General features: G+C 73.0%; 20 protein-coding genes. 10 read left to right on the forward strand and 10 right to left on the reverse strand.

Annotated elements, in window-relative coordinates:
• Positions 1-6 precede the first annotated feature (6 nt).
• From D7I47_RS11830 to D7I47_RS11840, 3 genes are all read left to right on the forward strand, one after another.
• The gene (locus tag D7I47_RS11830) at positions 7-1473 is read left to right on the forward strand and encodes an aldehyde dehydrogenase family protein (RefSeq protein ID WP_120763243.1); all 1467 of its coding nucleotides are present in this window, start codon (positions 7-9) and stop codon (positions 1471-1473) included.
• Complete coding sequence (locus D7I47_RS11835; protein WP_120763244.1) at positions 1470-2324, forward strand: aldehyde dehydrogenase family protein; 855 nt, start codon at positions 1470-1472, stop codon at positions 2322-2324. Before D7I47_RS11830 ends, D7I47_RS11835 begins: the two co-directional genes overlap by 4 nt.
• A 104-nt stretch (positions 2325-2428) precedes the next feature.
• Complete coding sequence (locus tag D7I47_RS11840) at positions 2429-3304, forward strand: glycerophosphodiester phosphodiesterase (RefSeq protein WP_227000987.1); 876 nt, start codon at positions 2429-2431, stop codon at positions 3302-3304.
• 95 nt (positions 3305-3399) lie between these two features.
• Here the strand turns inward: D7I47_RS11840 and D7I47_RS11845 are convergent, their stop codons facing one another.
• Positions 3400-4725 (reverse strand): M20/M25/M40 family metallo-hydrolase, encoded by a 1326-nt coding sequence (locus D7I47_RS11845; protein ID WP_120763246.1) that lies wholly within the window; start codon positions 4723-4725, stop codon positions 3400-3402.
• 57 nt (positions 4726-4782) lie between these two features.
• Between D7I47_RS11845 and D7I47_RS11850 the strand changes: the two genes are divergently transcribed.
• From D7I47_RS11850 to D7I47_RS11865, 4 genes are read left to right on the forward strand one after another with little or no spacing between them, the layout of a single operon-like run.
• Entirely contained in the window at positions 4783-5148 is a 366-nt protein-coding gene (locus tag D7I47_RS11850; RefSeq protein ID WP_120763247.1) for a DUF6804 family protein, read from the forward strand.
• Positions 5145-5786, forward strand: coding sequence for a hypothetical protein (locus tag D7I47_RS11855; protein WP_120763248.1), 642 nt, complete (start codon positions 5145-5147; stop codon positions 5784-5786). Before D7I47_RS11850 ends, D7I47_RS11855 begins: the two co-directional genes overlap by 4 nt.
• Positions 5783-6346 (forward strand): hypothetical protein, encoded by a 564-nt coding sequence (locus D7I47_RS11860; protein ID WP_157981720.1) that lies wholly within the window; start codon positions 5783-5785, stop codon positions 6344-6346. The genes D7I47_RS11855 and D7I47_RS11860 overlap by 4 nt, the downstream gene beginning before the upstream one ends.
• The gene (locus tag D7I47_RS11865) at positions 6340-6897 is read left to right on the forward strand and encodes a hypothetical protein (RefSeq protein ID WP_120763250.1); all 558 of its coding nucleotides are present in this window, start codon (positions 6340-6342) and stop codon (positions 6895-6897) included. Before D7I47_RS11860 ends, D7I47_RS11865 begins: the two co-directional genes overlap by 7 nt.
• On the opposite strand, the gene D7I47_RS11870 is transcribed toward D7I47_RS11865, so the two are convergent.
• Entirely contained in the window at positions 6851-8077 is a 1227-nt protein-coding gene (locus tag D7I47_RS11870; RefSeq protein WP_120763251.1) for a hypothetical protein, read from the reverse strand. The two genes, D7I47_RS11865 and D7I47_RS11870, sit on opposite strands and share 47 nt — an antisense overlap.
• Positions 8078-8283: 206 nt before the next feature.
• Between D7I47_RS11870 and D7I47_RS11875 the strand changes: the two genes are divergently transcribed.
• On the forward strand, positions 8284-10416 hold the full coding sequence (locus D7I47_RS11875; protein ID WP_120763252.1) for a DEAD/DEAH box helicase: 2133 nt from the start codon (positions 8284-8286) through the stop codon (positions 10414-10416).
• A 1044-nt stretch (positions 10417-11460) separates the two neighbouring features.
• Here the strand turns inward: D7I47_RS11875 and D7I47_RS11880 are convergent.
• Both D7I47_RS11880 and D7I47_RS11885 read right to left on the reverse strand, forming a co-directional pair.
• Positions 11461-12336, reverse strand: a complete 876-nt coding sequence (locus tag D7I47_RS11880; RefSeq protein ID WP_120763253.1) for an aminodeoxychorismate lyase — start codon at positions 12334-12336, stop codon at positions 11461-11463.
• A complete protein-coding gene (locus D7I47_RS11885; protein WP_193726439.1) occupies positions 12333-12662 on the reverse strand; it encodes a tryptophan synthase subunit alpha in 330 nt (109 codons plus the stop codon). Before D7I47_RS11885 ends, D7I47_RS11880 begins: the two co-directional genes overlap by 4 nt.
• Positions 12663-12720: 58 nt before the next feature.
• On the opposite strand from D7I47_RS11885, the gene D7I47_RS11890 reads away from it, so the two are divergent.
• Complete coding sequence (locus D7I47_RS11890) at positions 12721-13626, forward strand: J domain-containing protein (protein WP_120763254.1); 906 nt, start codon at positions 12721-12723, stop codon at positions 13624-13626.
• Positions 13627-13632: 6 nt separating this feature from the next.
• Here the strand turns inward: D7I47_RS11890 and D7I47_RS11895 are convergent, their stop codons facing one another.
• The 5 genes from D7I47_RS11895 to D7I47_RS15095 form a co-directional block, all read right to left on the reverse strand.
• Positions 13633-15306 carry a DUF2510 domain-containing protein gene (locus D7I47_RS11895; RefSeq protein ID WP_157981721.1) on the reverse strand — a complete coding sequence of 558 codons (1674 nt, stop codon included), beginning with the start codon at positions 15304-15306 and terminating at the stop codon, positions 13633-13635.
• A gap of 104 nt (positions 15307-15410) precedes the next feature.
• Positions 15411-16307: a DUF2510 domain-containing protein gene (locus D7I47_RS11900; protein WP_170154379.1), complete on the reverse strand. Its 897-nt coding sequence runs from the start codon at positions 16305-16307 to the stop codon at positions 15411-15413.
• 148 nt (positions 16308-16455) lie between these two features.
• Positions 16456-16653, reverse strand: a complete 198-nt coding sequence (locus tag D7I47_RS11905) for a hypothetical protein (RefSeq protein WP_120763257.1) — start codon at positions 16651-16653, stop codon at positions 16456-16458.
• 33 nt (positions 16654-16686) lie between these two features.
• Positions 16687-17466: a DUF2510 domain-containing protein gene (locus D7I47_RS11910; RefSeq protein WP_120763258.1), complete on the reverse strand. Its 780-nt coding sequence runs from the start codon at positions 17464-17466 to the stop codon at positions 16687-16689.
• Positions 17467-17536: 70 nt separating this feature from the next.
• Positions 17537-18799 (reverse strand): DUF2510 domain-containing protein, encoded by a 1263-nt coding sequence (locus D7I47_RS15095; protein WP_227000655.1) that lies wholly within the window; start codon positions 18797-18799, stop codon positions 17537-17539.
• A gap of 174 nt (positions 18800-18973) precedes the next feature.
• Between D7I47_RS15095 and D7I47_RS11920 the strand changes: the two genes are divergently transcribed.
• The gene (locus tag D7I47_RS11920; protein WP_120763259.1) at positions 18974-21505 is read left to right on the forward strand and encodes a DEAD/DEAH box helicase; all 2532 of its coding nucleotides are present in this window, start codon (positions 18974-18976) and stop codon (positions 21503-21505) included.
• Here D7I47_RS11920 and D7I47_RS11925 read toward each other — a convergent pair.
• Positions 21492-21824 carry a hypothetical protein gene (locus D7I47_RS11925; RefSeq protein WP_157981722.1) on the reverse strand — a complete coding sequence of 111 codons (333 nt, stop codon included), beginning with the start codon at positions 21822-21824 and terminating at the stop codon, positions 21492-21494. The genes D7I47_RS11920 and D7I47_RS11925 overlap by 14 nt on opposite strands.
• Between the last annotated feature and the right edge of the window lie 87 nt (positions 21825-21911).

Here is a 21911-nt window from a genome sequence, read left to right on the forward strand (position 1 = left end):
CCTCCCATGAAAGACCTCGACATCTCCGGCCGCGGCTTCCTCGACTACGCCCCGGCACCCGAGTCGACCTCGGTGCTGCACCTGAGGGAGAGCTACGGGCTCTTCATCGACGGCGAGTTCCGCGACGGCACGGGCGGTTCGTTCACGACCATCTCGCCCGCCACCGAGAAGCGGATCGCCGAGATCGCGACCGCCTCCGAGGTCGACGTCGACGCGGCCGTCGCCGCCGCGCGCCGCGCGTACACGAAGACGTGGTCGCGGATGTCGGGCTCCGATCGCGGCAAGTACCTGTTCCGCATCGCCCGACTCGTGCAGGAGCGCGCCCGCGAGCTCGCGGTCGCCGAGTCGCTCGACAACGGCAAGCCCATCAAGGAGAGCCGCGACGTCGACGTGCCGCTCGTCGCGGCCTGGTTCTTCTACTACGCGGGCTGGGCCGACAAGCTCGACTACGCGGGCCTCGGGGCGGACCCGCGCGCGCTCGGGGTCGCCGCGCAGGTCATCCCGTGGAACTTCCCGCTGCTCATGCTCGCCTGGAAGATCGCGCCGGCCCTCGCGGCGGGCAACACGGTCGTGCTGAAGCCCGCCGAGACCACGCCGCTCACGGCGCTGCTGTTCGCCGAGATCCTGCAGCAGGCCGACCTCCCCGCGGGCGTCGTCAACATCGTGACGGGGGCGGGCGAGACCGGCGCGGCGCTCGTTCGGCATCCGGATGTCGACAAGGTCGCCTTCACGGGCTCGACCGCCGTCGGCCGCGAGATCGCGCGCACGGTCGCCGGTACGCACAAGAAGGTGACGCTCGAACTCGGCGGCAAGGCCGCCAACATCGTCTTCGACGACGCCCCCCTCGATCAGGCGGTCGAGGGCATCGTGAACGGCATCTTCTTCAACCAGGGGCACGTGTGCTGTGCGGGCAGCCGGCTGCTCGTGCAGGAGAACATCCACGACGAGGTCGTCGAGCGGCTCAAGCGGCGACTCGCGACGCTGCGCCTCGGCGACCCGCTCGACAAGAACACCGACATCGGGGCGATCAACTCCCGCGAGCAGCTCGACCGCATCCGCGCGCTGAGCGAGCTCGGCGAGCAGGAGGGCGGCGAGCGCTGGAGCGCGCCGTGCGAGCTCCCGGAGAACGGCTTCTGGTTCGCCCCGACGATCTTCACGGGGGTGTCGACGTCGTCGACGATCGCGCGCGAGGAGATCTTCGGACCGGTGCTCTCGGTGCTCACCTTCCGCACGCCCGCCGAGGCGATCGCGAAGGCCAACAACACCCCCTACGGGCTCTCGGCCGGCATCTGGTCGGACAAGGGCTCGAAGATCCTCGCCGTCGCCGACAGGCTGCGCGCGGGCGTCATCTGGGCCAACACCTTCAACCGCTTCGACCCCGCGAGCCCCTTCGGCGGATTCAAGGAGTCGGGCTACGGCCGCGAGGGCGGCCGCCACGGTCTCGCCGCGTACCTCAAGGGAGCATCCGCATGACCCGCCTCACGATCCCCAAGACCTACAAGCTCTACATCGGCGGCAAGTTCCCGCGCAGCGAGTCGGGGCGCAGCTACGAGGTGCGCACCGCCGACGGCGCCTTCCTCGCGAACGCCTCGCTCGCCTCCCGCAAGGATGCCCGGGATGCCGTGGTCGCGGCACGCGCGGCCGTCTCCGGATGGTCGGGGGCGACCGCGTACAACCGCGGGCAGGTGCTCTACCGCGTCGCCGAGGTGCTCGAGGGGCGTCGGGCCCAGTTCGTGGCCGAGCTCGTGGCCGCGCAGGGGCTCACGACCGCCGCCGCGGGGCGCGAGGTCGACGAGGCGATCGACACCTGGGTCTGGTACGCGGGCTGGGCCGACAAGTTCGTGCAGGTCGCGGGTTCGGGCAACCCGGTCGCGGGGCCCTACTTCAACCTCTCGGTGCCGGAGCCGACCGGGGTCGTCGCGATCGTCGCCCCGCAGGCGGATGGTCTGCTCGGCCTCGTGCGCACCGTCGCGCCCGCGCTCGTCGCGGGCAACACGGTCGTGGTGGTCGCGAGCGAGCGCTTCCCGCTCCCGGCGGTCAGTCTCGCCGAGGTGCTCGCCACGAGCGACGTGCCGGGCGGCGTCGTCAACGTGCTCACGGGTTCGCCGGCCGAGATCGCCCCGTGGCTCGCCTCGCACGCCGACGTCGACGCGCTCGACCTCACGGGCGCGGGGGAGCTCGACTGGGTCGACCTCGAGATCGCGGCCGCCGAGACGCTCACGCGCGTGCTGCGTCCGGAGCCGGGGGTGCCCGGCCTCGCGCTCGACCGGGTGACGGCGTTCACGGAGACGAAGACGGTCTGGCACACGAAGTCGCTCATCTGACCCCGAACGCGGGTCACGAAGAGGTCACGAAACGATAACGGACGTGTTACAGTCGGCTCACCCCGCGATCGGGCGGGGAACCCGAGTCGGAAGTGGACGTGTCGATGGTGACGCATCCGGTGAGACGGGCGCTCGCGTCCGCGGTGGTGACACTCGCCCTGGTGGCGGTGCTGCTGCTCGTGCCGGATGCCGTGCGCGTCTACGCGACGAACCTCATGGGGCCGTTGCGGGCGCCCGGCGAGCCCGCCTTCGTCGCCGGCCACCGCGGTGACCGGGCATCCGCCCCCGAGAACACGATGCCGGCGTTCGCCTCGGCGTTCGCCTCCGGCCTCGAGTTCGTCGAGACGGATGTGCAGCTGACGGCCGACGGGCATCCGGTGCTCATTCACGACGAGACCGTCGACCGCACGACCGACGGCACGGGCGCGGTCGCCGACCTCACGCTCGAGCAGATCCGGGCGCTCGACGCCGGCTCCTGGTACGCACCCGAGTTCGCCGGAACACAGGTGCCCGTGCTCGACGAGTTCCTCGACGCGCTCGCCGGCTCGAAGAAGAAGGCGCTCGTCGAGCTGAAGGGGTTCTGGACCGCGGACGAGATCCGCGGCATCCTCGGCGACATCTACGCGCGTGGGGTGCAGAACCGCGTCGTCTTCGCGAGCTTCGACCTCTCGACCGTCGCGAACGCGGTCGACGCGGCGCCCGCCATCCCGCGCGTCATCATCAAGCGCGACCTGCCGAGCGACCCCGTGGGGCTCGCGCAGTACTACGACGCGATCGCGATCCTCACGACCCCGAACTCCCTCGAGAGCGACCCGGAGGCCGTGACCCGCATGCACGAGGCGGGCCTCGGCGTGCTCGTCTACACGCTCAACTCGGCGAAGCGCTGGAGCGAGGCGCTCGAGTACGGCGTCGACGGCATCATCACCGACAAGCCGTCGAAGCTCGACGGCTGGATCGCCGAGACCGCCCCCGGCACCTGAGCCCGTCGGCTGTTTCGCAACTCAGGAGGGGCGGCGGATACGGGTGGTCGCGGGGCGGATGTCGCGGAATCTCCTGAGTTGCGGAGAACAGCGCGTCAGAGGCGGCCGACGAGGGCGTCGAAGAACGCGATCGCGCGCAGGTACGTGGAGACGCGGATGCGTTCGTCGACGCCGTGGATGGACTGCAGCTCCTCCTGGCGCAGGTCGAACGGCAGGAAGCGGTACACGGCGCGCGAGATGCGCGAGAAGTGCCGCGCGTCGCTCGCCTGCAGCATGACGTAGGGCGCGACGGCGGCCTCCGGGAACACCTCGCGGATGCTCGCCGAGATCGCCTCCCAGGCGGGCCCCTCGGCGGGCGACACGGGCGCCGGGTCCGCGCCGTCGAGCACGCGCAACTGCACGGCCGGGTCGTCGATCGTGCGCGCGATGTCGGCGAGGGCGGTCTCGACGGTCGCGCCCGGCAGGATGCGCACGTTGAGGGTCGCGCTCGCGCGCTCGGGGACGACGTTCTTGCTGGAGGAGCCGCGCAGCTGCGTCACGGCGCGCGTCGTGCGCGTCATGGCGGCGAGCTGCGGGCTCGAGGAGGCGAGCGTCTTCGCGAGCGGGCCGCGCAGCATCCGGGCGTGCCGCAGCGCCCACCCGCGGATGCCTCCCATCCGCGCCCCGAGGGCCTCCAGGAGCCCGATCGTGGGCTCGATGAGGTGCGGGGGCTCCGGCTGGTTCTCGAGCCGCAGGATGGCGCGGGCGAGCACCGCGGTCGATCCGCCGGAGAGCGGGATGGCCGCGTGACCGCCGGCCTGCTCGACGACGAGCTCGACGTTCATGATGCCCTTCTCGGTGAGCCCCACGACGGCGGTCGGCCCGAGACCCGGCAGCAGGCCGTCCATGACGGCGCCGCCCTCGTCGATCACGAGCCACGGCTCGACGCCGCGCGCGGCCAGCTGCTCGACGATCGCCTCCGCGCCGGTGCCGCCCGCCTCCTCGTCGTGGCCGAAGGCGAGGTACACGTCGCCGCGCGGGGTGAAGCCCGCGGCGAGCCGCGCCTCGACGGCCTCGAGGGTCGACACGAGGGCCGCCTTGTCGTCGAGGGCGCCGCGGCCCCAGATCGTGCGCTCCTCGCCGTCGCCGTCGAGCTCGGCGGCGAACGGCGGATGCGTCCAGCGGCTGTCGTCGTCGACGGCCACGACGTCCTGGTGGGCGAGCAGCACGGCCGCGCGTGTCGGGTCGTCGCCCGCCCAGCGGTACAGCAGGCTGCGGCCGGCCACCAGCTCGCGCTCGAGCCGCTCGTGGACGAGCGGGAACAGCCGCGCGAGGTCGGCGTGGAATCCGTCGAAGGCCTCGTCGACGCCCTCCGCCCCGTCGTGCGAGAAGGTCGCGTGGCGCAGCAGGGTGCGGAAGCGCTCGAGGGCGGCGTCGCTCATGCTCCGATCCTAGGAGCGGCGGACGGCGTCACCGGCCGGGCTCGATACGCTGGGGGCGTGAGCAGCCCGCGTCCCGCCTCCCGCTACGGCGACCCCGGCTTCCGGCGCCTCGCGCTCGCGCCCGGCCTCATCGCGGCGGTGGTGCTGTTCGTCGGGATCGCGCTCATCGGCGACGACGCCTTCGTCTACATCAGCTGGGGCGTCGCGGTGCTCGCGCTCATCGTCATGGTGTTCGCCGTGCAGGCCCGCCACTGGTGGTGGCTCCCGGTGTTCGCCGCGGTCGCGGTGCTGTGGAACCCCGTCGTGCCGTTCGGCTTCGGTGGACCGCTCTGGCTCGGCGCCCAGTACGTGGCGATCATCGCGTTCCTCGCGGCGGGCGTGCTCATCAAGGTGCCGCTGCCGCCGGGGGAGAGCCGCCGGTGAGCGCGGGGACGGAGACCGCCGTCCGTCGTCGTCGCCCGGGCCGCAGTGCGACGGTCGCGATCGCGGTGCTCGTGTTGCTCGGCGTCGCGGCGCTCGTGGCGATCCCGCTCGGCGGTTGGAGCACGGCGACGCTCCGCACGGCCGAGATCCCGGAGCTGGCGGTCGGCGAGACCTACGCTGGTCGGCACTTCTCGGTGTCGATCGAGGAGGCCTGGGTCGGTGAGACCATGCCCGACGACTACGACGTGCCCGAGGAGGGGATGACGTTCGTCGTCGTCCGCGCCGTGCTGCGCAACGAGTGGGTCGAGACCGACTCGGGCGCCGCCGGACTTCTCCTCTTCGACGCGCTCGACGCGCTGAAGCCGATCGACCGCGACGCCCTGGTGCGGGTGGTCGCCGACGGAACCTGGACCTCGGCGCTGCCGCCGGGCGTCGAGACGGAGGTGCTGCTGCGCTGGGAGGTGCCGCTCGGCTCGGTCACGGCGGGTGAGCCGCTCGAGCTGCACATCGTCGACGGACGCCCCGATCGCGCGGTGCTGTACAGCGGCACGATCTGGCGCGACGAGCACGCCGCGGTTCGCGTGACGCTCGTGCCGCATCCGAGCGATGAGCTCGTCTACCCGTGGAGCCATGGATGAGGACGAGGCTCGCATCCGTGACCGCGGCGCTCGTGCTGCTCGCGCTCGCGTTCGTGGTCGCCCGGACCGAACCCGAGTCGGAGGTCAGGTTCGCACCGTTCGTGCAGACGGTGGCGATCGGAGAGCGTGCGACGGGGCGCAACATCGCGGCGCAGGTGGATGGCGCGGAGTTCGCCGACACCGTCTCGATGGGCTCGTGGACGGGCGAGACGCGCGGGGTGTGGCTCGTCGTCGAGGCGCAGACGGCGGCGATGCTCACGAGTTCACTCCCGGGCGCGGAACTGCACGTCGGGGAGCGCACCTGGATCCCGAGCCAGCGCGCCGACTACTCGAGCCTGCAGAAGACGACGCTCGCGCCGGGTCTGCCGATGGCGGGCGTCTTCGTCTTCGAACTCCCCTCCGACATCGCGTCGGTGCCGGGGGCGGATCGCGCGGTGTTGTGGATCATGTCGGGTTCCGACGCGCGGCTCGACAGCGTGGTCCAGGCGACGATCGACCTGGGGACCCTCGGGCGGTCCGATCGGCTCGACCTCGCGCCTGCGGAGCGTGCGACATGGTGACCTCGCACGGCGGATGGTGGCGCTCGGCGCGTGCCGGATTGCTGGCCCTCGTGCTGCTGCTGCCCGCGGCCGCGGTCGCCGCGCTGTCCGTCGACTTCGCCGACTACTGGAACGGGCGGCCCCGTGAGATCACGACGGTGGCCGCGGGGGAGACGGGAGAGCTCGGCGGCGTTCGGCTCCGGGTGATCGACACCTGGACCGCGACCGCAGACTCACCCGACGGGGAGCTCTACGGGGTTCCGGAGGGGGCCGCACTCGTCTCGGTCACCTACGAGGTCGACCCGACGGGGGCCGGCGAGGAGTTCATCGGGTGCACGGTCAAGCTCCTGCAACCGGATTCCGACCGCCGCTGGAGCGACTCGGCGATGGGCACCGACTACTGGCCGGGACGCGGGCTTCCGGACGGCGTGCCCGTCTCGTGTGGACCGTTCGAGGAGCCCTTCCCGGTCGAGTCGGCCTTCCTGATCCCCGAGGACGCCGTGGGCGACGTCGTCGCCGAGGTCGTCATCGGTTCGGAACTGCCTCGGGCTCTGCAGCTGCGACTGGACTGAGGGGCGCGACACCGCCGCGCGCCGCGGTGTCGTAGGCGGCCGCCACGAGCACGAGCTGAAGGGGGATTACGATCATCACGATCGCGAGGTCGATCAGCTCGTCGACCGCGGCCCAGAAGGCGTACGGGTTCGGTCCGAGCATCCGGAACAGCCCCATCCCGGCCCACTCTCCCGCAGCGTGCACGACGGCGTAGGCGAGGAGGAACCCGGCGAGCACGAGGGGCCCGGCGGACCAGATGAGGCGCACGGAGCCCGCGATCGGCAGCCAACGCTCCTGGAATCCGCCCGTGATCGCGGTGACGCCCGTGCGCACCCATCCGGGTAGCCGGTTCCAGCGCTCGACGGCCACGGCACGAGCACGGCGTGTGCGCGCCCCCGCCGTCGAGCGGTCGGCGACGGTGCGCGAACCGAGATACACGACCCCGGCGAGCGCGACCCACGCGAGCGGTTGGAACACGACATCGCCGAGTTGGGTCATGAGCCAGGAGAATGCGTCGCCGAGCCCGCGGAACCACGGGGTGTCGTCACGCCAGCGGACGACCGCGTCGACGACGGGCGCGAACATCCGACGCGTCGCGAACCAGTTCGGCACGCCCGCGAGCAGCTCCCGCACGATGAGCAGCGCCACGAGCACCCAGACGGCCTCGAGGTACGCCGAGACGACGGCCGTCCAGCGCGGGAGCTTTTCCCGGAATCGCTGCAGCAGCCAGCGCGCGGCGAACGCTACCGCGAGCAGCGAGAGCGACCACGCGTCGACCGTGACATCGAGGGCTCGGGCGGACTGGTCGGCGAAGTAGTTCGCCTGGTCGAGTGCGGAGCTCGCGTAGTCGCGGGAGTCCTCGGCGATCATGCCCCACGCCGCGTAGATCACGAAGAACGGCAGGATCGCCGCGGAGATCGCGGTGCCCCAGCGGGACAGGAAGCCGCGCCAACCCGCCGCGGTGCTCTCGGGATCGGGCACGTGCGGCAGCGCGGAGCGCAGCACGAGGAACATCGCGACGTAGCTCGCGAGACGGGCGATGACGGCGAGGGGGAGGATGAGCTGGCCGAGCAGCGGCCACTCGTTGCCGACCGCCCCCGCGAGCCGCAGCAGCAGCAGCCGCGCCGTCCAGCCGGCGAGGAACCAGGCCAGCAGCCCCGGCCAGCTCCGCGCGAGTGCGCGGGCGGCCGTCGTGAGCATGCCCCCACCCTAACGGCGCTTCGCGCCCCATCCGGGCCGTCGTGCGCTAGACTGGCGGTGCTCACCACCCCGTCCGGCCAAGCCGGGTTCAGGGGAGAACCACAGGAGAGCGATCTGCACCGAGAATCCGGTCCGGCGTCTGCGCCGCACCGCCGAAGACGCGACGGTGCTCCGTCGCGATGGGGTCACAGCCCCCGAGGAGAACGATGGCCACATCGGGCCAGAAATCCCGTACCGGCACCAAGACGTCCGGGAGTCGGGGGACGCAACGACGCCGTCCCCACCAGGACGAGACGGGCATCATCCCCGTGCTCGCGCGCGTCGTGCGCGGCATCGAGAACGCGGCCGACCGCGGCAAGGTGAACGCGGCGAACCGCGTGCGCTACCGCGTGGTCGCCGTGCTCGCGCGCGAGGAGCGCGCCCGCATCAAGGCGGATGCGGGTCTCAGCGACGCGGAGCGCACCAAGGAGCTCACGCGTCTCGACGGCATCGCCACGATCATGGCGAAGACGGCCGCGCGCGACGCGAGCCTCATCCAGCTGCTCACGGATGCCGCGCCGCTCACGCCCGCGCAGCAGGAGGTGCGTCGCGGCCTGCTGCTCGAGGCCGGCACCCCGCTCGCGCCCGAGGATCTCGTGGTCGTCGTGGAGCCCGAGCAGAAGCCGGTCGCCGAGGAGCGGCGCGTCGTGCCGCAGTCGGTGCGGCAGTACCAGATGTCGAACCCGTTCCTCGCGCCCGACTTCAGCGCCTACCAGAAGCCGGCCCCCGCCTCGCGCAGCGGCCAGCTCGACAACTGGGAGCTCATCGAGCCGCTGTTCCGCGCCTTCGAGGTGGGGGCGGGCGGCGGAGCCGCGAGCATGGAGCTGCCGGAGGCGCGCTCCCTCGCGACGCCCGGCTCCCTCGAGCTCATGCGCCACCAGGCCCGTTTCGTCGAGTCGGCCCGGGAGGGCCACCGCAGCTACCTGCTCGCCGACGAGCCGGGCCTCGGCAAGACGGCGCAGGCGCTGCTCGCGGCCGACGTCGCGAACGCCTACCCGCTGCTCGTCGTCGTGCCCAACGTCGTCAAGGTGAACTGGGCGCGCGAGGTCGAGAAGTGGACGCCGCAGCGCACCGCGACCGTCGTGCACGGCGACGGCGACGACATCGACGCCTTCGCCGACATCGTCATCGTCAACTACGAGGTGCTCGATCGGCACGTCGCGTGGCTCTCGCGGCGCGGCTTCCGCGGCATGATCGTCGACGAGGCCCACTTCATCAAGAACAAGGACTCCCAGCGCTCGAAGCACGTGCAGGCGCTCTCGCGCAGCATCCGGCAGAGCATCCGGCAGCCGTTGCTCGTCGCACTGACCGGCACGCCGCTCATCAACCAGATCGAGGACTTCCGGATGATCTGGCAGTTCCTCGGCTGGATCGACGAGAAGAAGCCGCTGCCGGCGCTCATGGCGGCGCTCGAGGAGACCGAGCTGACCCCCGTCGACCCCGGCTTCTTCGCCGCCGCACGTCGCGCCGTGGTGGGCATGGGCATCGTGCGTCGCAAGAAGGTCGACGTCGCCGCCGACATCCCGGCGCGCCGCATCGCCGACATCCCGGTCGAACTCGACGGCGAGGCCGGCCGCTCGATCCGCGAGGCCGAGCGCGCGCTCGTCGCGCGGCTCGTGGAGCGCTACCGGCGGCTGCGCGCGACGCGACCGGATTCGGAGACCGACGACCTCATCCGCCTCGTCGCGGCGGCCGAGCTCGAGGAGTCGAAACAGGCGGACGCCTCGGGCGACAACGTCTTCACGATGGTGCGCCGCATCGGCCAGGCGAAGGCGACCCCGGCCGCGGACTACACGGTGAACCTCGCGCGCAACGTCGGCAAGGTGGTCTTCTTCGCGAAGCACATCGACGTCATGGACGCGGCGGAGCGCTACTTCGCCCAGGCGGGGCTGCGCACGGTCTCGATCCGCGGCGACCAGAGCTCGAAGGCGCGCCAGGCGGAGATCGACGCCTTCCAGAACGATCCCGAGGTCGCCATCGCGGTGTGCTCGCTCACGGCGGCGGGCGTCGGGGTGAACCTGCAGGCGGCGTCCAACGTCGTGCTCGCGGAGCTGAGCTGGACCAACGCCGAGCAGACCCAGGCGATCGACCGCGTGCACCGCATCGGTCAGGAGCTGCCGGTGACCGCCTGGCGGATCATCGCGGCGCAGACGATCGACGGCCGCATCGCCGAGCTCATCGACTCGAAGGCGGGCCTCGCGGCGCGCGCCCTCGACGGCGAGGCGGCCGAGGGCGTCGAGGTGTCGGTGCAGCTCGAGGCGCTCGTCGCGCTGCTCCGCGACGCGGTGGCCGAGCTCTGACGCCACCCGCGCGCAACCCTCAACTATCTAGCGAGACTTCACGGGTTGTGCGGTGTTCACCGCTGAGTATTCTCGTGTTCACCGAAAGGCGCGGATCCCCCCGGGGATCGGCCGGACGGTGACAGAAAGGCCCTCGGGGCTCGACGAACCGCTGGTGCTTCGGCGCCGGGGGAACGCGGCAACCGGGGGCCTTTCGTCGTTCCCGGGGAGCGGCTGCCGGCCCGGATGCTAGGCCCGTGGGCGGCCCGTCGTCAGTCACCCGTAGTGGGGGGCGCGCGGGTCGGACGCGGGCTTCTATGGTGATGACTGCACTAGTTGGGGGACTAGGCGGCGGCGGTGATCCTGTCTTCATCGCGATTCCGATACGGGGGTACGAGGAATCGCGGACAGCATCACCGCCGCCCATGTTTAACCCCTCGTGCGCGCCCCGAGGCCGTTCGGCCGGCGTCCGACGAGGAGTCTCAACTATCTAGTGAGACTTCACGGCTTGTGCGCCGTTCACCGCTGAGTAATCTCTACTCAACCGATGAGGCGCGAACCCGACGCAAACGGAGAGATCCGGGAGTGAGCGGGGCGCAGCCGAAGCGGGGACGGTGTCTTCTCACGCCGAACGGGTCAGCCCGGGAGGGGTGGGGAGCGGTCCCAAGGGAACACGGAACGTGAGTTCCGTCCGTGGGACAGCACCGGGAAGCCGAGGGTGACACCTCGCAGCCGAGGATGGTGGGCCGTAGGGCTCATCGGAGCCGGAGGCGGGGCGGATTCCGAGGATCCGACGCCGGAAGGCGGCGGTGACGAAGGGCCGGGCCGAGACGCAGCGGGGGAGACTCCGCAGGCGCCGACGCCCGGACCGGGTGCACCACCGGCTCCGGCCGAGGTCCCTCGGGGGAGACCCGCGATCCCGGAGCGGCCTCGGACGAGGTGGTTCGCCACCGGATCCGAGCTTCCGTCCTCACGGCGAACGCCCGACCCGAGAGCTCGCGGGGCGCGGCGGCCACATCGACACAGAAGGGCCCCTGGACTAGCTACCCGGGGGCCCTTCGTATGTCAGCGGACGCGCGCGAGCAGGGCGGCGTTCAGCCGGTCGCTGAGCTCCCGATCGACGGCGCGTGCGACCCCGTCCACGGCCCGCACGGGCGCCACGTGGCGCACGCTCGAGACGAGCCAGGCCGCATCCGCCGAGGCGAGGTCCGCGGGCGTCAGCAGCTCGTAGCCGGTCTCGTAGCCCTCGGCCTCGGCCCAGGTGAACAGGTCGGCCTGCGTCGTGCCCGCGAGGATGCCGAGGTCGACGCGCGGCGTCACGAGGCGCCGGCCGTGACGCAGCAGGAGCGTCGAGGTGGGTCCCTCGAGCAGGTAGCCGTCGCTCGAGGTGAACAGCACGTCCTCCGCGCCTCGCCTGGCCGCCTCGCGCAACGCCGCACGGTTGACGGCGTAGCTGAGGGTCTTGGCCCCCGCGAGCAGCCACGGGGCCGTCTGCGGCACGTCGTGCCGGTAGCCGCGGTCGAGCAGCACGATGCGCACGCCCTCCGTGCGTTCCCGGGAGAAGTCGGGGGATGCGGTGCCGTACACCCAGCCGGTCGGCGTGGAGCCGCCCTCGACGCCGCGCGTGAGCACGAACTTGACGGCGCCCTCGTCGACGCCCTGGGCCGTCAGCGCCTCGCCGACCGCCTCGACGGCCGCGCGCCAGACGGCGGGGTCGGGCTCGGGGAGCTGCAGCATCGCGGCGGACTGGGCGAGTCGCGCGAGGTGCGCCTCGAGCGCGTGCACGTGGCCGTGCGCGAGGCTCGCGGTCTCGAAGATCCCGTCGCCGCGGGTCGCCGCGAGGTCGGTGACGAGCAGCTGCGGCTCCTCGGCGTCGCCGAGGTGGAAGCCGGTGGCCTCGCCCGTCGCCGGGTCGAAGTCGATGAGGGCGACGACGCTCACGCGGTCCTCCGTCGGGTGCGTTCGGCGTCCAGCAGCGACCAGACGGTCGCGCTGAGGGCGGGGTAGGCGAGCGCGATCTGCCGCAGCATCCGGTAGTCGACCTCGGGGGTGGGCCGCCGCGCGTTGTCGGCGCGGATGAGTTCGGCGCGCAGGGTGAGCACGACGAGCTCGTCGACGGTGGGGAGCTCCTGCATGAACTCCCACGGGTCCTCGCCGGCGCGCAGCCGCTCGAGCACGACGCTGCCGAGCTCGTCGCCCGCCTCGGCGCGCAGCACCTCGAGGCTCGCCCGGCGCCGGACGCCCGCGATCTCCTCGTCCCTGCTCACCCCACGAGCCTACGTCGCACCCGGGCGGCTCCGAGGCGGCGCGCTCTACGATCGTGGAGTGCCCGACAGCCCGCTCGCCGACTCGCCCTACGAGATCCTCGGCGTGAGCGCGCAGGCGAGCGCCGAGGAGCTGCGCCGCGCGTACCGCAGGAGGCTCCGGGAGACGCATCCGGATGCGGGGGGCCGCGCGGCCGAGTTCCACGCCGTACAGGACGCCTGGGAGCTCGTGGGCACCCCGGAGGCGCGCGCCGCCTACGACGCACGGGGTGCCCGCACGACGGATTCGGTGCCGCCCGCCTACGCGCCGCGTGCGCCGCGGCCGCGCGCCGACTCCCGGCCGCAGGCGCGTTCGAGTGGGCACCCGGGCGGTTGGTACCGTGAGCGCTACCTCGCCGAGGTGCGCGAGTGGGCGGGGCGCGGGGTCGAGCTCCCGGACCCCTACGACCCGGCGCTCGTGCGCTCGGCGCCCCGACAGGTGAAGCACCTGCTGGCGGCCGCGATCGCCGAGGAGAACTCGGCGCGCGAGCTCACCGGCCTCGGCATCGGCTACACGGTGTGGCACGACGTCGACACCCCGGCCGGGAAGATCGATCACGTGGTGCTCGGTCCCAGCGGCCTCTGGGCGCTCCTGAGCGAGGACTGGGGCGGCGAGGTGAAGGTCAAGGGGTCCGAGCTCATCGGGCCCGCCGTCGGCGGCGAGAGGCCCGTCCACGCGCTGTCCACGCGGGCGCGCGCCTTCGCGCGGAGCGCCCGGGTGAGGTTCTCGGCGATCGGGATCGTCGTGCCCGAGGCGGATGCGCCGCGGCTCGTCGACCTCGGCTCGGTGCGCGGCTCGCGCGCTCTGCTGATCCCCGCACCGCAGCTCGCCCACGTGGTGCGCAGCGGGCTGCCCGGGGTCGGCACGGGGGGCACGGACCTCTTCGAGCTGCGCACGCGCATCCAGGCGGCCGTGCGCTTCGTCTGACGCGTCCTAGATGCGGTGCAGGGGCGCACCGAAGTCGGTGCGGCCGTCGGGCGCGAGGTCGCGCGTGCGGTCGGGCTCCTGCGGGAGCGCGAGAGCGGTCGCGGGGGCCGGACCGAGCGGGCCGGAGTCATTCGGCATGGGCACCGGCTGGGGCCCGGTCGCGGGCGCGTTGGAGTCGACGGGACGCGGAGCTCCGGGCGCCGTGAGGCCGAGCGAGGCGAGGTACGCGGCGTTCGCCTCCACCGACGATCCGCCCCCGGTCGGGGCGCTCGGGGCGGGGGAGTGCTGCGACACCGACGGCACCGTCGCCGAAGGCGACATCGTGGGGTGATGTGCATCGGGGGCCGGCGTGGGGGCCGGCGCTGACGGTGCCGCAGCGGTCGTGGACGCGCCGCCGAGCAGGGCGGGCAGCGCGAGGACTGTAGGGGCGGGGGTGAAGCCGGGGATGGTCGAGCCGGCCGTGTAGGCGGAGGGGCCCGCCTCGAGCGCGCCGAGGGGCGCGGCGGGCGCCGGGGCGTTGGCGTACATCGAGGGCGGCTGGGCGCTCTGGTAGACCGACGGTGCGGCACCGGGCGGGGCGACCCGCGGCGGACCCGCGTCGGCGGGCGCTGCGGGCGCGGGCGAGACGCTCGGCGGCGAGACGCTCGGCGGGGCGACGAGGGCGGGCGGCTCGGGCGCGGGCGCCGCGGCGTAGGCGGGCGCGGACTCCGCGGGCGAGACGGCGGGCAGCACCGTCGGCGTCACCGCGGGAGCTGCGGGGGCGGCCGAGGACACCGAGGCGTACGGGGTCGAGGCGACCGGTGCGACCGACGGCGCAACCGGGGCGACCGGGGCGACCGACGCGACGGGCGGGCCCGATGGCGGCGCCTGCTGCGCGAGGAGCTGCGGCGGCACGGGCGGCGTCGCCGGTCGGCTGGGCTGCGGAGCCGGCTGCTGGCTGTAGGCCGGGACGGCGGGAGCCGCAGCCGCGGGTGCGGAGACCTCCGGGGCGACGGATGCCGCGACCGGCGTGACCGGAGCGGGCTGCGCGACCGGAGCGGCGGGCGCGGTCACCTGCGGGTAGCTCGGCGCCGACGCGGCGGGCTGCTGTGCCGGGGCGGCGGGCTGCTGCGGCAGCAGCGGTTGAGCCGGGGCCTGGACGGTGGGCTGCACAGGCTGCACAGGCTGCACAGGCTGCACAGGCGGGAACGTCTGCTGCACGGGCTGCACGGGCTGAGCCGGCGCCTGCTGGACCGGCACGACGGGCGCGGAGACGGGCTGCTGCTGGGGCGTGACCGGCGCCTGCTGCGTCGGCGGGACGTGCACGGGCTGCACGGAAGGCTGGGTGACGGGCTGCTGCGGAGCCTGCTGCACGGGCTGCACCGACTGCGGGGTGACCGGCTGCGGCACCGCGGGCTGCTGCACCGTCGGCTGCTGCACCGTCGGCTGAACCGGCTGCTGGGCGACCGGCTGGACCGGCTGGACCGGCTGGGCGACGGGCTGCGGCACTGCGGGCTGCGACGCGACGGCCGGCTCGACCGTCGGCTCCGGCAGCTGCGGTGGCGACATCGTCGCGAACATCGGCGGAGGGGGCGGGATCGGCGTGGTGTACGCGGTCCAGGCGCGACCATCCCACCAGCGCTGCATGTTCGCATTGCTGGGGTCGGGATACCATGCCGCCCGAGGCGACACGCTGGTCATGTCCGACACGTCAGAGCCCCCACTGTGTCCGTGATGTGTGTCGAGCCTATGCGTCACCGCGGGGGAGGCTCAGTCCCCCGTTCGGGTGATGAAGCATGGCGCGCTCAGTTGAACTTGGGCAGATGCCACTTGCGGCCGTGCTCGTCGACCTGCTGGTCGTCGGACGTCGCCTGCGCGGCGGCTTCGGCCTTCGCCTTCGCGGCGGCGGCGCGGGCGGCCGCGACCGACACCGGACGGGCGTCGTCGGTGCTCGCGGGCGCCGGAGCGAGCACGGAGGGTGCCGCCTCGGCCGGCGCCTCCACCTTGGCCTCCGCCGCGGCGGCGCGCTTTGCGGCGAACGCGGCGCGGGCCTGGGCGACCGAGGTGAACTGGTCCTCGCCGCCGCCGGCCGCCGGAGATGCGGGTGCGGCGGCCGGGGCGGCGAGAGTCTCAGCAGGTGCGATCGAAGCCTCCGACGGCGTCGCCACGGGGGCGGACACCGACGCGACGCCCGCGGCGGCCTCGACGGCCGCCTGGGCGGCGGCAGCTGCGGCGGCCGCGGCCTTCTCCGCCTGGGCGGCGGCGAACGCGGCACGGGCGGCCGCGACGGACTGGTTGTCCTCGACGGGCGCGGCGGCGACGGGCGGGGCCGGAGGCGCGGCGGGCGGAGCCTCGGCGGGGAAGGCGCTCGTGGGCGACGGCACCGCGGCGATCCCCGCGGTGCCCGCGGCGGGTGCAGGGGCCGCCGCGAGCGCCGCGGCGATCTGACTGGGGTCCGGGGCGGGCTGCGCGCTCGGCGGCGCGACGCCGGCCATCGGCTCGACGTTCACGGGAGCCGCCGTGGGAGGCGCCTCCGGGATGTAGGCGGTCGCGGGATCGGGCATCGGCAGGCTGGCGGGCGGCTGCGCCGGACGCGGTCGCGTGTGCGACGTCCAGCCGAGGCCGTCCCACCAACGAAGCAGATCCGCGTCGGTCGGATCCGGATACCAGGCGGCGACCGGTGCGGCGGCACTGAGACTCACGAGTTCCCTCCCCCTTGAGCAGCAGCCTCCCCTTTGGCTGCTGGCAAGGAGTCTAGGGCCGCCTCGCGCGCGCACGAGATCCCCATTAGGGGGACCCCCGGCTATGGGGTAGACAGCATGGGGCGCCCGGCCTCCCGGCCGGAATCGCTCACGCCGACGCGTCCCCCTCATCGTCGGCGAGTTCGTCGGCGAGCTCGCCCGCGGAATCGAGGACGTCCTCGGCGGGGTAGCCCACGGCGGAGCCCGGCGCTTCGAGCGCCTCGTGGTCGAAGGAGTCGCCGGCGAGCGAGGCGCGGGCGCGCAGGGCGTCCTCCGCCTCCTCGCGGTCGGAACGGTGCGCGGTCATGCTGCGAGCCTACGCGCGTCCCCGCGCGGCGGCTCAGTTGATCGCGAAGGAGGTGCTGTAGTCGCCCTGCTCGGAGTCGATGCTCACCCACAGCGTCTTGTGGCTGCCGTCGACGAGCGTCACGTCGCACGTGTACAGCGAGCCCACCGTCGTGGTGTCGGCGACCGGCGGGCAGGAGACGGCGCTGGCCGTCCCGTTCCCGACGAGCTCGTCGCGCAGCTCGGCCTGGATGCCGACCGCGAGCTGCACGCTCGGGAGGGCACCGCCGAACCAGGCGGCCGCGGGGCCGCCGACGAGGGCGACGAGCAGTCCGAGCCAGACGATCGGCAGCGCCCAGCTCTTGAGCCGTACCGCGCGGCCGAGGAGGTACACGAACGCCCCCAGGATCACGAGGATCACCCCGGGAGCGGTGTGGCCCCAGCGGCGGAGCTTGCGGCGGTCGAGCAGCGCGACGACGACGCCGAACGCGTACACCACGGCGACGGCGACCCCCACCCACAGCAGCTGCGGGGAGACGTAGAGCCACGCCCATCCGGCGGCCAGCAGGCCGAGCGCGAGCAGGATGGGGCTGAAGGCCAGCAGCCAGCTCTCGCTCGTCGAGGTCGACCGCACGCGCACGCGGCTGCGCACGGCGGCGGACTCGGCGAACTTCTCCTCGAGCTCGGCGGTCTCGGCCTCGGCGATCGCGTCGAGGTCGGGCTTGTCCTGGGTGTGGTCGGTCCAGGCGATGCCGTTCCACCACCGCACCTTCTCGGCGTCGGACGGATCCTGGTACCACCCGGCCGGGACCACGCGGGTCGCCTGATCGGTCATGCGTACCACCTCCTGTACGTTCTCGGGTTGGTCGGCGTCGACCGGAACATCGTTCAGCGGATCCCGCGGCTCAGCCACGGTTGGTCGAGTACGTGCCCCAGTCGTCGACGCGCCAGCCGATCCAGCCGTTCTTGCGGACGAGGCTCACCTCGACGTTCGAGACCTTCGACGGCGAGACGGCGCTGCACGTCATGCTGTCGCCGATGATGAGCGGCGGGACGTCGTCGCAGGTGACCTTGAGGCTGGCGCCGAGGATGCTCGCCTGCTCGACGACAGCATCCTCCGCCTGCTCGGAGAACACGCCGGGCGCGAGCGCCATGACGATGCCGGGCACGGCGACGGCGGACGCGATGAGCACGATCGTGAGCGCCGACCAGGTGAGGAACGGACGCAGGCCCTTGCCGGTCTCGCGGACGACGTTCGCCATGCGGGCGATGAGGTACACCGGGGCGCCGAGGAACGCCCAGTCCCAGTTGGCGGTGCGGGCGTGCCCCATGCGGTTGAGCATGGTGCGGTCGATGACGGCGAGGATCACGGTCGCGATGTACGAACCGCCGAGGATGATCCCGGCGAACAGCGTCGAGTCGCGGCCCGCCTCGCCGGCGAGCAGGAACAGCAGCGCGAGCACGAGCATGATGACCGGCATGAGCGCGATGATCCACACGGGGCCCGTGTTGATCGAGAGGCCGTTCTCGGCCATGACGGCGCGGCGCGTGAGCGGCTGCGTCAGGTCGGGGGCCTGCACGGTGGGCGTGAAGCTGTAGTTGCCGAACGACGACGGGTCGAAGTTCGTGCTCGTGAACGTCCCGGCGCCGGCGGCGGCGTTGGGGTCGACGGTGAAGGCCTGCTCGAAGACGCCCGCGTGGTCGAACGCCGAGCGCGGGGTGGCCTGCTGGGCCTCGGCCGGGTTGATCGGCACGCCGAGCAGGTCGTCGTAGCTCGTGTCGAGCAGGAACGGGGCGCTCTGCGGGGCGTCCTCGATGACGTGCTCCTGGGCGAAGCGCAGACCGGGGGAGACCTCCGCCTCGTCACGGGCCTGCGCCTGCGGCGCCGCCTCGAGCGAGAGCACCGGGTCGGCGGTCGCGAAGATCGTCTCGCCGGAGGACTGCGCACCACCGGAGTCGGTGTGCAGCTCCTCGCGGGTCTCGCGGGTCAGGAACTCGTCGTCGTCCGCGTACGCGAGCTTCGCGGTGACCGTCTCCTGGGCGACCATCGGCTGGCGCGCGTCGGAGGTGTGCTCGGTCCATGCGTGGTTGTCCCACCAGCGCAGCTGGGGAAGCCCGAGCGGATCGGGGTACCACCCCGCCGGCACATGGCCTTCCTCTTCCGCCATGAGATACCTTCCTCACCGCGTCTCCGTCGGGGTGCTTCGGATCGCATCCCCCGCCGAAAACGTCACGTTTCCCGTGTGCATGATAGAGGCGCGCGCATCGGCGCCGATAGACATGACGGCACCCCCAAGCCTAGGGACACGGGCCGATCGCCCCGGGTGCGGCAGACTCGACGGATGGCCCCGTCCGAGCTCCCCGCAGCCCTTCCCCGGCCGTGGGATCCGGATGCCTTCCTCGCCGTCTTCGAGGACTGGGCGCGCGGCCGCGGCACGCCGCTGTACCCGGCGCAGGAGGAGGCGGTGCTGGAGCTCGTGCTCGAGAAGCACCTCGTGCTCAGCACGCCGACGGGCACCGGCAAGTCGCTCGTGGCGGTCGCCTCGCACGCGATCGCGCTCGCCCAGGGCAGGCGCTCCGTGTACACGGCGCCCATCAAGGCGCTCGTGAGCGAGAAGTTCTTCGACCTCGTGCACCTGTTCGGGGCCGAGAACGTGGGCATGGTGACGGGCGACTCGCGCGTGAACCCGGACGCGCCGATCCTGTGCTGCACGGCCGAGATCCTCGCCAACATGGCCCTCCGGCAGGGCGCGGACGCGCCGGTCGACTCCGTCGTCATGGACGAGTTCCACTTCTACGCCGACCCGGAGCGCGGCTGGGCGTGGCAGGTGCCGCTCCTGCTGCTGCCGGGCACCCGTTTCGTGCTCATGTCGGCGACCCTCGGCGACGTGACGGCCATCGCCTCCGACCTCGAGCGCCGCACGGGCCGCGAGGTCGCGCGCGTGACGGGGGTCGAGCGGCCCGTGCCGCTGCACTACCGCTACCTCGTCACACCCGTGCAGGAGACGGTCGAGGAGCTCCTGGCCGACGGCCTCGCCCCCGTCTACATCGTGCACTTCTCCCAGGCGGCGGCCGTCGAGCGCGCCCAGGCGCTCGCGAGCGTGCGGGTCGCGAGCCGCGAGCAGCGCGACGCGATCGCCGAGGCGATCGGGGCGTTCCGCTTCTCGACGGGTTTCGGGCAGACGCTCGGGCGGCTCGTGCGGTCCGGCATCGGCGTGCACCACGCGGGCATGCTGCCGCGCTATCGGCGGCTCGTCGAGCAGCTCGCCCAGCAGGGGCTGCTGCGCGTCATCTGCGGCACCGACACGCTCGGCGTCGGCATCAACGTGCCGATCCGCACCGTGCTGCTGACCGGGCTCACGAAGTTCGACGGGGCGCGGATGCGGCAGCTCACGGCGCGCGAGTTCCACCAGGTGGCGGGGCGTGCGGGGCGTGCGGGCTTCGACACCGCGGGCGAGGTCGTGGCGCTCGCCCCCGAACACGAGATCGAGAACACGCGGGCGGCCGCCAAGGCGGGCGACGACCCGAAGGCGAAGCGCAAGCTCGTGAAGAAGCGCGCCCCCGACGGTTTCGTCAACTGGGGTCCCGCGAGCTTCGAGCGGCTCATCGGCGCCGAGCCCGAGGCGCTCGCGAGCTCGCTGCGGATCACGGCGGCGATGCTCCTGCAGCTCATCGGTCGCGAGGGGGCGGATGCGCCGGCCTCCGACCCGGCGAGCGCCTTCCGGACCGTGCGGGCGCTCGTCACCGACAACCACGAGCCTCCCGCCCGCCGCGCGGCCCTCGCGCGCCGCGCGATCGCCCTCTACCGCACCCTGCGGACCGCGGGGGTCGTCGAGCAGGACGGCGGCGGCTTCGACGGCACCGCGCGGATGCGGGTCACGGTGCAGCTGCAGGACGACTTCGCCCTCAACCAGCCGCTGTCGCCGTTCGCGCTCGCCGCCCTGGAACTGCTCGACCCGGCGTCACCGGGCTACGCACTCGACGCCCTGAGCGTCATCGAGGCGACCCTCGACGACCCGCGGCCCGTGCTCGCGCAGCAGCAGTTCCGCGCCCGAGGCGAGGCCGTCGCCGCCATGAAGGCCGAGGGCATCGAGTACGACGAGCGCATGGAGCTGCTCGAGGAGGTCGGCTGGCCGAAGCCGCTCGCCGAGCTGCTCGCCGAGGCCTACGAGACCTTCGCCTCGAGCCAGCCGTGGATCCGCGACTTCGAGCTGCGGCCGAAGTCGGTCGTGCGCGACCTCTGGGAGCGGGCGATGACGTTCTCCGAATACGTCTCCTTCTACCAGCTCGGGCGCAGCGAGGGGCTCGTGCTGCGCTACCTGAGCGACGCGTACCGGGCGGCCAGGCAGACGATCCCCGACGAGGCGAAGACCGAGCAGCTGCGCGACCTCGTCGAGTGGCTCGGCGAGCTCGTGCGGCAGGTGGACTCGAGCCTGCTCGACGAGTGGGCGGCGCTCACCGATCCCGCACGCGCACTCGAGGGCCCCGCAGCGGAGGTCGCGCCTCCCGCGCCCTCGGATGTCGTGTCGAACCGTCGCGCCTTCCTCGTGCTCGTGCGCAACCAGCTGTGGCGGCGCGTGCAGCTCGCCGCGCGGCAGGCGGACGACGAGCTCGTCGCGCTGGACCCGGATGCCGGCTGGCCGGAGGCGCTCGACGCGTACTACGCCGAACACGACGCGATCGGCATCGGCCCCGACGCGCGCGGCGCATCCCGGCTGCTCATCACGGAGCACCCGGATCGCTGGGAGGTGCGGCAGATCGTCGACGACCCCGCGGGCGACCACGACTGGGGGATCGCGGCGGTCGTCGACCTCGACGCCTCCCGGCTCGCGGGCGAGGCGATCGTGACCGTCGGCGGCCTCACGCGCCTGTGAGGTCGTCCTCCTCGTCGTCGCGCACGCGCGCGGACGGGCCCTGCGAGTAGTCGACGTCGGTGTGCCGTGCCGTCTGGTGCTGCGAGACGGTCTGCACGAGCCACAGGATCGCCGGGACGATGCCGCCGAGCAGCGCCAGCGCGCCGATCGCGGCGCACACGACGGCGATCGGGGGCACGGTGCGCTCCTCGCCGCAGACGGTGCGGGCGTCCAGGCAGCCGTTCGCGGCCGAGGTCGACACATCGACCACGGCGAAACTGATCGCTGCGACGACGATCGCGATGAGCGCGATCGCGCCCAGCACTCTCCGGGAGCGCACGCGCTGTTCTCCTGCCGGATCGGCCCGACTGTCGTCTCGGATAGTAGGGCCGCCGAGAAGAGGCCGGACATTCCCCATTCCGGGGGT

This window comes from Protaetiibacter intestinalis (assembly GCF_003627075.1).
GTDB classification, from domain to species: Bacteria; Actinomycetota; Actinomycetes; order Actinomycetales; family Microbacteriaceae; genus Homoserinibacter; species Homoserinibacter intestinalis.

What these genes read in the sequence shown, in the direction of transcription:
- D7I47_RS11830 (WP_120763243.1), top strand. Translation starts at nt 7, where the DNA reads ATGAAAGACCTCGACATCTCCGGCCGCGGCTTCCTCGACTACGCCCCG.
- D7I47_RS11835 (WP_120763244.1), top strand. Translation starts at nt 1,470, where the DNA reads ATGACCCGCCTCACGATCCCCAAGACCTACAAGCTCTACATCGGCGGC.
- D7I47_RS11840 (WP_227000987.1), top strand. Translation starts at nt 2,429, where the DNA reads ATGGTGACGCATCCGGTGAGACGGGCGCTCGCGTCCGCGGTGGTGACA.
- D7I47_RS11845 (WP_120763246.1), bottom strand. Translation starts at nt 4,725, where the DNA reads ATGAGCGACGCCGCCCTCGAGCGCTTCCGCACCCTGCTGCGCCACGCG.
- D7I47_RS11860 (WP_157981720.1), top strand. Translation starts at nt 5,783, where the DNA reads ATGAGGACGAGGCTCGCATCCGTGACCGCGGCGCTCGTGCTGCTCGCG.
- D7I47_RS11865 (WP_120763250.1), top strand. Translation starts at nt 6,340, where the DNA reads ATGGTGACCTCGCACGGCGGATGGTGGCGCTCGGCGCGTGCCGGATTG.
- D7I47_RS11870 (WP_120763251.1), bottom strand. Translation starts at nt 8,077, where the DNA reads ATGCTCACGACGGCCGCCCGCGCACTCGCGCGGAGCTGGCCGGGGCTG.
- D7I47_RS11875 (WP_120763252.1), top strand. Translation starts at nt 8,284, where the DNA reads ATGGCCACATCGGGCCAGAAATCCCGTACCGGCACCAAGACGTCCGGG.
- D7I47_RS11895 (WP_157981721.1), bottom strand. Translation starts at nt 15,306, where the DNA reads ATGACCAGCGTGTCGCCTCGGGCGGCATGGTATCCCGACCCCAGCAAT.
- D7I47_RS11905 (WP_120763257.1), bottom strand. Translation starts at nt 16,653, where the DNA reads ATGACCGCGCACCGTTCCGACCGCGAGGAGGCGGAGGACGCCCTGCGC.
- D7I47_RS11910 (WP_120763258.1), bottom strand. Translation starts at nt 17,466, where the DNA reads ATGACCGATCAGGCGACCCGCGTGGTCCCGGCCGGGTGGTACCAGGAT.
- D7I47_RS15095 (WP_227000655.1), bottom strand. Translation starts at nt 18,799, where the DNA reads ATGGCGGAAGAGGAAGGCCATGTGCCGGCGGGGTGGTACCCCGATCCG.
- D7I47_RS11920 (WP_120763259.1), top strand. Translation starts at nt 18,974, where the DNA reads ATGGCCCCGTCCGAGCTCCCCGCAGCCCTTCCCCGGCCGTGGGATCCG.